This window comes from Streptomyces sp. S6 (assembly GCF_054880855.1).
Genome location: NZ_JBTYMC010000242.1, coordinates 1 through 10,131 on the forward strand (window position 1 = coordinate 1; position 10,131 = coordinate 10,131).

11 protein-coding genes and 1 pseudogene are annotated in these 10,131 nt (G+C 69.8%); 3 read left to right on the plus strand and 9 right to left on the minus strand.

The features are described from left to right. Together ACVNF4_RS26365 and ACVNF4_RS26370 are read left to right on the plus strand one after the other, a co-directional pair. Positions 1-331: helix-turn-helix transcriptional regulator (locus ACVNF4_RS26365; protein WP_461805362.1), on the plus strand; the 331-nt coding region annotated here is incomplete at its 5' end. 36 nt (positions 332-367) lie between these two features. Beyond that, positions 368-832, plus strand: coding sequence for a peroxiredoxin (locus ACVNF4_RS26370; protein WP_461805363.1), 465 nt, complete (start codon positions 368-370; stop codon positions 830-832). A 60-nt stretch (positions 833-892) separates the two neighbouring features. On the opposite strand, the gene ACVNF4_RS26375 is transcribed toward ACVNF4_RS26370, so the two are convergent. The 9 genes from ACVNF4_RS26375 to ACVNF4_RS26415 form a co-directional block, all read right to left on the minus strand. Further along, positions 893-1,312 (minus strand): cupin domain-containing protein, encoded by a 420-nt coding sequence (locus ACVNF4_RS26375; RefSeq protein ID WP_461805364.1) that lies wholly within the window; start codon positions 1,310-1,312, stop codon positions 893-895. Positions 1,313-1,589: 277 nt separating this feature from the next. Continuing rightward, positions 1,590-2,426 (minus strand): hypothetical protein, encoded by an 837-nt coding sequence (locus ACVNF4_RS26380; RefSeq protein ID WP_461805365.1) that lies wholly within the window; start codon positions 2,424-2,426, stop codon positions 1,590-1,592. 175 nt (positions 2,427-2,601) lie between these two features. Next, the gene (locus tag ACVNF4_RS26385; protein ID WP_461805366.1) at positions 2,602-3,636 is read right to left on the minus strand and encodes an LLM class flavin-dependent oxidoreductase; all 1,035 of its coding nucleotides are present in this window, start codon (positions 3,634-3,636) and stop codon (positions 2,602-2,604) included. A 51-nt stretch (positions 3,637-3,687) separates the two neighbouring features. Further along, positions 3,688-5,193, minus strand: coding sequence for a metallophosphoesterase family protein (locus ACVNF4_RS26390; RefSeq protein ID WP_461805367.1), 1,506 nt, complete (start codon positions 5,191-5,193; stop codon positions 3,688-3,690). 93 nt (positions 5,194-5,286) lie between these two features. Continuing rightward, positions 5,287-6,090: a DUF1684 domain-containing protein gene (locus ACVNF4_RS26395; RefSeq protein WP_461805368.1), complete on the minus strand. Its 804-nt coding sequence runs from the start codon at positions 6,088-6,090 to the stop codon at positions 5,287-5,289. A gap of 46 nt (positions 6,091-6,136) precedes the next feature. Continuing rightward, positions 6,137-6,778: a M15 family metallopeptidase gene (locus tag ACVNF4_RS26400; RefSeq protein WP_461805369.1), complete on the minus strand. Its 642-nt coding sequence runs from the start codon at positions 6,776-6,778 to the stop codon at positions 6,137-6,139. A 50-nt stretch (positions 6,779-6,828) separates the two neighbouring features. Beyond that, a complete protein-coding gene (locus ACVNF4_RS26405; RefSeq protein WP_461805371.1) occupies positions 6,829-7,665 on the minus strand; it encodes an MHYT domain-containing protein in 837 nt (278 codons plus the stop codon). A 185-nt stretch (positions 7,666-7,850) separates the two neighbouring features. Next, the gene (locus ACVNF4_RS26410) at positions 7,851-8,606 is read right to left on the minus strand and encodes a dienelactone hydrolase family protein (RefSeq protein ID WP_461805370.1); all 756 of its coding nucleotides are present in this window, start codon (positions 8,604-8,606) and stop codon (positions 7,851-7,853) included. Between the two features lie 72 nt (positions 8,607-8,678). Next, on the minus strand, positions 8,679-9,299 hold the full coding sequence (locus ACVNF4_RS26415) for an L-threonylcarbamoyladenylate synthase (RefSeq protein ID WP_355874348.1): 621 nt from the start codon (positions 9,297-9,299) through the stop codon (positions 8,679-8,681). 112 nt (positions 9,300-9,411) lie between these two features. Here ACVNF4_RS26415 and ACVNF4_RS26420 point away from each other — a divergent pair. Beyond that, positions 9,412-10,131 (plus strand): annotated as a pseudogene (locus ACVNF4_RS26420) (PucR family transcriptional regulator); the annotation flags it as partial.

The following is a 10,131-nucleotide window of genomic DNA, read 5'->3' on the forward strand; positions in this document are numbered from 1 at the left end:
CCGCCTCGCCGCCGTCTGCGGCCTCGTCCACGCCGACCCCGCCGACCCCCGCACCCTCGCCCAGCTCGCGACCGCGACCGGCACCGGGGAGCGCACGCTCAGCCGGCTGTTCCGGGCCGACCTCGGGATGACCTTTCCGCAGTGGCGTACGCAGTCGCGGCTGTACCACGCGCTGCGCATGCTGGCCGGCGGTGAACCCGTCACGGCTGTCGCCCACCGGTGCGGGTGGGCGTCCGCGAGTGCCTTCGTCGACGTGTTCCACAGGGCCTTCGGGATCACGCCGGGACAGTACGGAAGGGGTGCCGCCGGAGGGGGTGAGGAGGGCAAGTAGCATCGCGCGGAACCCCACGTGAAGGAGGGACTGGCCATGAGCCGCGCACCCGAGACCGGTGACGTCGTCGAGGACTTCTCGCTGCCGGACGAGACCGGAACCGTACGGAGCCTCACCGAGCTGCTTGCCGACGGGCCGGTCGTCCTCTTCTTCTACCCGGGGGCGCTCACCCCCGGGTGCACCGCCGAGGCGTGCCATTTCCGGGATCTGGCCGCCGAGTTCGAGGCGGTCGGCGCTCGGCCGGTGGGGATCAGCGGGGACACCGTCGACAAGCAGAACGAGTTCGTCGGCAAGCACACGCTGGGGATGCCGCTGCTGTCCGACGTGGACGGCGCCGTGCGCGAGAGGTTCGGGGTGAAGCGCGGGTTCGCCCTCATGGCGACCAAGCGGGTCACGTTCGTCATCGGGCAGGACCGGACGATCCTGGAGGTCGTGCGCAGCGAACTGCGGATGAACCAGCACGCGGACCGGGCGCTGGAGGTGCTGCGCGCGCGAGGCTGAGGGAGTGTGTGAAGGGGGCCGCCGTCAGGAACACGGTTCGGGACGGCGAACCCCCTGGCTTCACTGGAAGTCGCAGCCCGGGTTGGGGGCGTCCTCCGAGTACGGGGCGCCGTGCGGCAGGACGTACAGCGCCTTCAGGACCAGCGGGGTGTCGCCCAGGTTGCGGCCGATGTGCGTGTAGTTCGGGCCCTCCTGGATGATCTGGCCCGGCGTGTAGACGCCGTCGGAGCCGCACGTCGCGTCGAAGTGGCTCAGCGTGCCCTCCTCGATCAGGCCGTAGACCATGCCGTCGTGGAAGTGCCAGCCGGTCGACTGGCCCGGCGGGATGGTCAGTTCGCGCACGATGTAGTCCTTGCCGTCGACCGTCTTCTGGGCGAGGAGTTTCGCGGTCACCCCGGGGCCCGGGGGTGTGGCCTGTGCGGTGGTGGTGCCGAGCGCGAGGGCCGCGCAGGTGGCGGCGAGGACGGTGCGGATACGCATGGGGGAGCCTCCTGAGGCGTCGTCGGGCGGACGATATCCGACGGCGGGGGCAGGAGTGGGGGATTCCGGGTGGAGAGGCCGTAAACCGATCCTGGAGGGATCATGGAGGTCGGGCCGATTCACGGGAGCAGGAAAAAGGAAGGGTGCCGGAATCGATATCCGGCACCCTTTGATCACAAGAGGTGATTGCGCGACTAGTCGTTCATCATCCTTGTTGCCTTCCTTGGTGATTGTCGTTGCTTTCTCAGTCTAGCAGAAGAAAGTAACGTCCTAAAGGTTACGGGATCGCGGCCGGATAACTCCAGTTCCACTCGATGCTGTACGTGTTTCCTTTACGCGGCTTTTTGATCCTCGCGGACACGACTTTAGTTGCCACGTCATATTCGAAGTCGACTCGCTGAATTGTCTTCCCGTCTCGAAACCCTTTGCGTTCCACGACGTAGAACTCGTCTTTGGCGGGCATGTGGCCATCGGGAAAAATCACGCGCAGGAACAGCTCGCTCAAGGATTCGCGAACGTGCTTGGACAGATGCGGCTCGAACTTCTCCCCTTCGTCGAACAGGTTCTGAAGCACGCAGACTTGAGCGGTTTCACCCTGGAGCAAAGGGTTCAAGAAATGCACGTAGTAGTAGCGCCACCCTTGGACTGTCATCCGGGGATTGTCCAGCAGTACTTGCGCGTTGCTCGTCAGGGAAATCTGTGATGCGCCTCCCTGTCCCGACCAGTTGTATCTGTTCGAGAAGAGAGTGACATTGTCCCGACGTGCTTCGATCTCGATCTCGACCTCCTGCTTCTGACGTCTGAGGTCGTCCGGGTCGAACGAATACGTGAAAGACATCTTCCGCAAGCGGTACCCCAGGGGTGTTTCTCTGCGTCGAAACACGTACCGATGAAGCAGTGCGCCCACTGGTAGGCAGAAAGCTGCAACCGTCACTCCGAGGAGTGTGTCGCGGGCGCTGTCCGAGAGGCCTGAATTATTGAGCAGTAAGTACAGGCCTGTGACTAGGGCGCCAACCGTCAGGAGGGTCCACCAGAAATTCCGTACCATGGAAACCCATGTGGAAACTTGCAGAAGCCGTTCGGACCATCTTGCCCTGCTTGGCGTCTGTGCCATACGGGGACCCCTTGAAAAACGGATTTAGCCGACGTGACGAGCCTCACAATCATCTGGTGCGTTTCGCCTCAAGGCAGCCGAACTGTGGGATGTTCCACTATCGTTACGATACGCATATCGGTTATATGGGGCATAGGGGTGTCGACGGGCGGCCTTGGTGTGGTGGGGATGGTTCTCAAACGCCGGACGGGCTGGAGGACGGCTTCCAGCCCAGTGCCGGGCCCAGGTTCGTCGCCATGTCCGTCAGGATCTGTACGTAGTCCTCGTGGTCGAACGTGAAGGGGAGAGCGAAGGCGACCTCGTCGATCTCGCGGAACGCGGCGTGCGAGTGGAGGCGCTCGGCGAGTTGCTCGGACGTGCCCACGTAGTCCGGGGCGAACAGCAGGCGGGCCGGGCCTTGGGGGGTGGTGGTGCGGGGGAGGCGTTTCGCCGCGTACTCCTCGTACTTGGCGCGTTGGGCCGGGGTGGCGGAGTCGGTGGGGATGACGACGAGGCCCTGGGAGACGCGGGCGGAGTCGCCGGCGGGGTGGGCGGCGCGGAAGGCCCGGATGTGGGAGAGCTGGATCTGCGCGAAGTCCTCGGACTCCTCCGCCTTGACGACGCTGCTCGTCAGGAAGTTCATGCCGTGTTCCCCGGCCCAGCGGGCGGAGCCGAGGCTGCCGCCGCCGTACCACATGCGGGTGCCGAGGCCGGGGGACTGGGGCTGGACCTTGTCGGAGAAGATCTCGAACCCCTGCACTCCGCTGAAGTCGCTCGCGGACTCGCCCCGCACGAAGCCCAGAAGCCGGCGCACCCGCTCGTAGGAGAAGTCCTCGGCGTCGGCGGTGTCCGGGTAGAGGGCGCCCTTGACGGTGTCCCACTGCATCGGCGGGCCCACACTGACCCCCGGGTTCAGCCGCCCGCCGGACAGGAGGTCGACCGTCGCCCAGTCCTCGGCGAGGCGCAGCGGATTCTCCCAGCCGAGCGGCGTCACGGCCGTACCGAGGTCGATACGGCTCGTGCGCTGGGACGCGGCGGCGAGGACCGCGACGGGGGAGGAGATGCCGAACTGGAGGTGACGGTGGCGCAGCCACGCGCTGTCGAAACCGAGCCGCTCACCCAGCTCGATGATCTCCAGGGTGGATTCGTGGCCCGCGCGAGGGTCGCCCTCGTCGAACAGGCCGATGGTGAGAAAGCCGAGCTTGCGCAGGGGGCGAGGGGTGGACGGCATGGGCTCTCCAACTGTCACGGTGTGTACGACCGTGCCAACCCGCGCCGCGCCTCACGCATTCCGGTTCAGCGGGACGGTCACCTCGTCCTCGACCGGCGGATCGACCTCCTGGGCCAGGTTCCCGGTCGCGGCGAAGCACCGGATGCGCACCGACTCGGGCGTGACGTCCAGCCGCAGGAAGCTCTTGAAGAACGGCGGACTGTACGTCGCGGAACTCGGCGAGAAGAGCTGCGTGTAGATCTTCCGCACCGGCAGCCGGAACCGCTTACGGCGTTCCGGTCTCCCCGCGACCCCGAGCAGCGCGGCGACCAGCCTGATCCGCCGGGTGAGCCGCACCCCGGGCCCCGGCGTCCGCGTCGGCGGCATCCCGAGCCGCTCCGCGATCACCGCCGTCGCCTCCTCCTCGCTCAGCCGGAAGAACCGCGCCAGCCGCAGCCGCCGCCCGTACAGCCCCGCGTAGAACGCCAGCGAGTCACCCCGCAGCGGATAGCACCGGAAGTCCGCCTCGCTCACCCCCGCGACCGCCACCCGCGGAATCGTGTGCGTGGCGTGCATGAACGCGCCCCCGCCGCCCGAGACGACGTACTGGAGCGTACGGCCGTCCGCGAGCCGCACCGGATAGCGCTGGTAGTTGTGGATGTCCCCGCCGATCGCCGCGACATAGCGGTGTTCGGGTGCCCGCACGATCTCGTCGACCGTCCCGCCGCCCTCGATCGCACAGGGGTGCTGCTCACCGTCGACGTACAGCGGCGACCCGGTGACCAGGATCTTCGGCAGCGGCCCCCGCGACACCTCCCGCAGCCACGCCCCCTGCTCCGCGTCGAGCGTCCCGAGCAGCCCGGTGTCTATGCCTATGATCCGCACCGGCCCGGCGTCGATCGCCCAGTACGGCCCCGGCTGCACGGCCTGCTCCCGGCGCGACTCCCGCACCGCGTCGAGCTGTTCGCCGTCCCCCGGCCGCGCCCGGTGCCACAGCAGCGACCGCAGCCACGCCTTCGTCAGCGCACGCGGCTTCGGCTCGGCGGGCAGCGGCGGCGCGTCCCCGCAGAACACCCGCATGAACGCGCCGAGATCCTCGTACCAGTCGTGGTTGCCCGGCACCGCGTAGATCGGCGCCGGATAACTCGCGTACGGGCGGAAGAACTTGGTGCCGTAGTCGGCGGCGCTGCCCACGGGATAGATGACGTCGCTGGCGACGACGGCGAACCGCGTCCCCCGACTCGCCTTCAGGAACCCGGGCACGACCGCGTACTGGGGATCGTCGCCCTCGCCCGTGTCGCCGATCACCATGAACGAGAACCGGTCCGGGTCGTCCCGCCGGATCACCTTGTCGGCCGGCGCCCCGGCCGCCGCCCGCTGCGCGACCCACCGGCTTCTCGTCGAGCCGGTGGGATCGCCGAGCCAGGACGCCACCACCCCGTTGCGCGCGGCCCACAAGGTGCGCGGGTCCAGCCACGAGATCTTCTCGGTCTTCTCGGGCATGAGCTGACGGTAGGTACCCGGGGAGGCCTCGCCCCAGCCGGCGCCGGAGGCGGAATCGCGTGAGGAGGCTGACACGGAGGCACCGTAGCAATGGCCCGAACCTGACGGGGAGTCGGGGGCGAGGGCGGGCGGCCCGGGAACGAGCCGCCCGCCCCTGAACGCCGCGGCTCAGGCGGTCCCGCCCCGCTCGAACGGCAGCTTCTCGCCCGCCTCCACCGCCACCGGCAGCCGGTTCTCGCGCGGCGGCAGCGGGCAGGTCGCCAGGTCCGTGTACGCGCACGGCATGTTCCCGGCGCGGTTGAAGTCGACCGTCACCGCGCCCGCCGGGTCCGGCGCGGCGATGTGGAGGGCACGGTTCGCCGCGTACGTCGTCACGCCGGACGTCCCGTCGGTGAACAGCACCATCAGGCTGCCCGGCGTCATGCCGTTGAACGCGGTCAGCCGGTGGACGGTGCCGCCCAGCTCGAACTCGACCTGGCCGGGGGAGTCGTACACGTGCTCCAGGCCCTCGACGGCCGCGCCGACCGTCACCTCGCGCGGGGTGTCGTACGGGACGAAGCGGCCCGGCACCGCCCAGCGCGGGTCGGGGGCGTACGTGGGAGTCTCGCGGTGGTTCGTGCGGAGCGGGTTGCCGGGGTGGCGGGGGCGCAGGAGGTCGCTGCCGCCGCGCTTGGCGATCTCCAGGACGGCGTCCCCGGCACGGACGTACACGCTGGCGCGCTCGGGGAGCACACCGAAGGAGTGCCGGCCGGTCAGGGTCTCGCCGTCGAGGGCCAGTTCCTCACCCTCCGCCAGCTCCACGACCACGCCCTCGTCGCCGCTCGACCACACGCCCGGCGCGTCCTCGAAGCGCTCCGGTCCGGGGGAGAGCCAGCGCATGCTGGTGATCGCGAGGAATCCGTGCGGGCCGGTGAGCGTCTCCTCCCGTTTGTGGTGCCACTTCTCCCACTCCGCCACGAAACCGCTGCTCATGCGCGCTCCCTGCTCGTTTCCCCTGCCAACCACCCCGGCCCGCGACTCATTCCCGCGGCCCGTACAACGCGCTCGGCGCCCCGGTGGCCAGCGCCCAGTACCGGTCGCCGTACGACCAGTGCCACCACTCCGTGGGGTAGTTCACGAGCCCCGCCGCACCGAGCGCCTCGGCGAGGATCCGCCGGTTGTCCCGGGCGGCGCCGCTGATGTCCGGGGCGTCCGTGTAGCAGGCGCCGGCGCTCTCCTCCGGGCTCGCGTTGATCCGCGTGCCCATGTCGAGCTGCTCGCCCCCGGCGGTGACGAGGGTCAGGTCCACGGCGGCGCCCGCGCTGTGCGGTGCGATGCCGGGCGGGGAGACGTAGCGGCTCGCGGCGGTGTGGACGCGGTCGGCGGGCCAGTCGGGGTGGGCCGCGCGGAGTTCGGCGGAGTACTCCTCGAAGTAGGCGCGCTGGAGAGCGAGCGGGCGGTGGCCTTCGACGAAGAGGAGGTGCAGGCCGTCCGGGAGGTGGGTCTGCGCGGTGAGCAGGCGGGTGAGGACCCCTTCGCGCAGGTGTGCGTAGGCACCGGTCGCGTCCTGGCAGAGCGTGTCGGTGCGCAGCGTCTCGCGGACGTCGACCAGGGGTTCGTCGCGGTCCTCGACGGGGATCGCCGCGACCTTCGGGTCCGACATGAGGATGATCTTGGACATGGGTCGAGCATGCCCGGCCGAGGCGGTCATGACATCCTCCGGGACACCCCTCAGCCGCCGCTGCGCGTCCGCTCCCGGTCCCACGCCGTCGGCGGGCTGAACGCCTCGGGGACGGCGGCCGACTTCCGCCCGGCCAGCGGGCGGTTCCACTCGCCGTCCCCCAGCACCAGCAGCGGGTCGAACATGACCACGACCCCCGCGAGGAACAGGAAGATCACCGGCCCGATCAGCATCGGCAGCAGCAGCGAGGTCGGCGAGTCGCCGGCCCACGACGCCGTCGTCCCGTGCACCTCGACGCTGACCGCCGCCATGCCGGTGTAGTGCATCCCGGAGACGGCGACGCCCATCACGAGGCTCGCGCCGAGGCTGGGCAGGAAACCGCGGATGGAGACGGCCGCCCACAGCGCGGCGGTCGTGGCGCCGATCGCGATCAGCACGGAGACGGCGACCGTCGGCGGGTCGTACTTGATCCGGCCGTTGAGGTGCATCGCCGCCATGCCGAGGTAGTGCATCGCGGCCACCCCGAGCCCGGTCACGACCCCCGCGAACAGCAGCGTGCGGGTGCTCGCGCCCCGGTAGCCGACGATGAACACGCCGATGCCGACCACGACGACCGCGATGGCGAGGCTCAGCACGGTGAGCCCGACGTGGTAGCCGACGCGGGTCTCCACCACCCGGAACCCGATCATCGCGATGAAGTGCATCGTCCAGATCCCGCACCCGATCGACGTCGCGCCGAGCGCGAGCCAGCCCGGTTTCCAGGACTGCGTGTTGAGCAGCGAACGGACGATGCAGCGAAGGCCCAGCGCGCCTCCGAGGCACGCCATCACATAAGCCGCGATCGGGGTGACGGCCCCGTAACGGAACCCGTCCACCGTGCCTTCCACAGACATAGGCCAACTCCCCCCAGAGTCGATAGTTGTGCGTCTCTCGCGTGCCGATACGCAATTCTGGGCGCGGAAGTTCAAGGCTTGGCCCTCTTTATTCCGATTGGCATATTCGGGCGGCCATGCGAAAGGCGCCCGCGGGGAGAAGTCCCGCGAGCGCCCTGGTGCGGCGTCGGAGTGCGGTGTCAGAAGGTACGGCCGAGGAGGTCGAGAAGCGCGGCCCAGTGCCGCTCGTCCCCCTCCTTGCTGTACGCCGCCGTATCGGCCTGCGTGTAGCCGTGGAAGGCGCCCTCGTAGACCTCGGTGCGGTGGCGGACACCGGCATCGGTGAGCGCCTCCTCCAGGGTCCGGACGGCCTCCGGCGGCATCGAGTTGTCCTGGTCGGCGTGGCCGAAGTACACCTCGGCCGTGATGTTCCCGGCGAGCAGGTGCGGGCTGTCCGGGGCGTCGGTGGCCAGAGCGGCGGCGTGGAAGCCGGCCGCCGCCGCGACGCGGTCCGGGTGGGTGCCTGCGGTGAGCAGCGACAGCCGGGCGCCCATGCAGTAACCGGTCAGGCCCACGGGACCGTCGATCACCGCCGGGCTGGCGGCCAGCCAGTCCAGATAGGCGGCGGCGTCCTTCATCGCGAGTTCGGTGGTGAGCGACTGCATGACCGGCCAGATCTTCTCGAAGATCTCCGGCCGCGCCTGCGGGTCGATGAACTCGGGCAGTTCGAAGACCGGGGCGCGACCGTGCCGGTAGAACACGTTCGGGACGAGCACGGCGTAACCCTCGCCCGCGAGCCGGTCCGCCATGGACTTCAGGTGCGGACGCAGCCCGAAGGCGTCCTGGTAGAGCAGTACGGCGGGGTACGGGCCGGCGCCTTCGGGGTGGACGAAATAGGCGTCGGCGACGCCGTCCTCGGTGGTGATGTCGACAGTGGTTGCCTGAACTGAGGTCATGGGCGTCACTGTTGCATGCTTCAATCAACACCCCGTAGAGGGGCCCTCAGTTCATGAACCGCCCTTTACGGTTCACTCGAACCGCGACGCGTCCCCCGCCCCGTACCGCACGATCTGCGCCTCGCCCTCGGAGAAGTCCACCACCGTCGTCGGCTCGGTCCCGCACTCCCCGGAGTCCAGCACGCCGTCCAGGACGTGGTCCAGCTCGTCCTTGATCTGCCAGCCCTGCGTCATCGGCTCCTCCTCGCCCGGCAGCAGCAGCGTGCTGGACAGCAGCGGCTCGCCCAGCTCCGCCAGCAGCGCCTGGGTGACCGTGTGGTCCGGGATGCGCACCCCCACCGTCTTCTTCTTCGGGTGCTGGAGCATCCGGGGCACCTCGCGGGTCGCCGGCAGGATGAACGTGTAACTCCCGGGCGTGGACGCCTTGATCGACCGGAAGACGTTGTTGTCGATCTGCACGAACTGGCCGAGCTGCGCGAAGTCCTGGCACACCAGCGTGAAGTGGTGCCGGTCGTCCAGCTTGCGGATCGACCGGATGCGGTCGATGCCCTCCTTGCTGCCCAGTTTGCAGCCCAGCGCGTAGCAGGAGTCCGTGGGGTACGCGATCAGGGAACCGTCCCGGACGGCCTGGGCCACCTGGGAGATGGTGCGCGGCTGGGGGTTGTCGGGGTGCACGTCGTAGTACTTCGCCATGAGGCGAGCCTATGCCGCACCGGCCACCGCCACCGGCCCGGGACCCGCCGGGGGGATATGGCGTGTAACGTCCCTGGTCGACGCGGGGGGAGGACAGGAAGGACGCGGAGAGATGACGCCCCGGGACAAGGACGGCCCCCGGTGGGCCGAGGAGCTGCTCGCGCTGCTGCGGCCCACCGCGGGACACGGCGTGGAGAGCACCGTCGCCTGGCTGGCCCGCACCCTGGACGCCGAGGCGGCCCTGTACGACAACGCCGCCACCCCCGTCGCCGGACACCCCCTGTCCCTGGACGGCACCCCCGCCGCCGACGTCCTCGACGGCCGCCTCGCCGCCGCCTCCTGGGAGGGGGACGACCGGTATCTCCGCCTCGTCCGCGTGATACGGCCCGCTCCCGCGCACCCCTGGCTCCTCGCCGTCTCCCGCGCCGACCCCTTCGGCCCGGGCGCCTCCGACGTCGTCGCCCACACCGCCGCCGTCCTCGAAGCCGTGCTGCGCACCCGTGAGGCCGACGCCACCGAACGCAGGCTGCGCCGGGCGGCGGCCGATCTGCGGCTCGCGATCCTCCAGCTCCTCATGGTCGAGGACACCGTCGCCGCCCGCCGGGTCGCCGCCGGGCTGTGGCCGGGTCTCCTGGACGTCGAGACCGCGTGCGTCTACATCGCCGAGTCCACCGTCGAGGACCGCGACCGGCTCGCCGAGGACTGCCTCGCCGCCACCCGCGACGCCGCCCTCGTCGTCCGCTGCCCGGCGATGGACCCCCAGGTCATCATCGTCGTCCCCGACGAGAGCGCCGGCGACCGGCTGCGCGCCCTGCCCGCCCGGCGCCCCGGC

Bases quoted from the DNA above. Each gene is read 5' to 3' on its own strand.
- ACVNF4_RS26370 (WP_461805363.1), top strand. From the start codon at position 368: ATGAGCCGCGCACCCGAGACCGGTGACGTCGTCGAGGACTTCTCGCTG.
- ACVNF4_RS26375 (WP_461805364.1), bottom strand. From the start codon at position 1,312: ATGCGTATCCGCACCGTCCTCGCCGCCACCTGCGCGGCCCTCGCGCTC.
- ACVNF4_RS26380 (WP_461805365.1), bottom strand. From the start codon at position 2,426: ATGGCACAGACGCCAAGCAGGGCAAGATGGTCCGAACGGCTTCTGCAA.
- ACVNF4_RS26385 (WP_461805366.1), bottom strand. From the start codon at position 3,636: ATGCCGTCCACCCCTCGCCCCCTGCGCAAGCTCGGCTTTCTCACCATC.
- ACVNF4_RS26395 (WP_461805368.1), bottom strand. From the start codon at position 6,090: ATGAGCAGCGGTTTCGTGGCGGAGTGGGAGAAGTGGCACCACAAACGG.
- ACVNF4_RS26400 (WP_461805369.1), bottom strand. From the start codon at position 6,778: ATGTCCAAGATCATCCTCATGTCGGACCCGAAGGTCGCGGCGATCCCC.
- ACVNF4_RS26410 (WP_461805370.1), bottom strand. From the start codon at position 8,606: ATGACCTCAGTTCAGGCAACCACTGTCGACATCACCACCGAGGACGGC.
- ACVNF4_RS26415 (WP_355874348.1), bottom strand. From the start codon at position 9,299: ATGGCGAAGTACTACGACGTGCACCCCGACAACCCCCAGCCGCGCACC.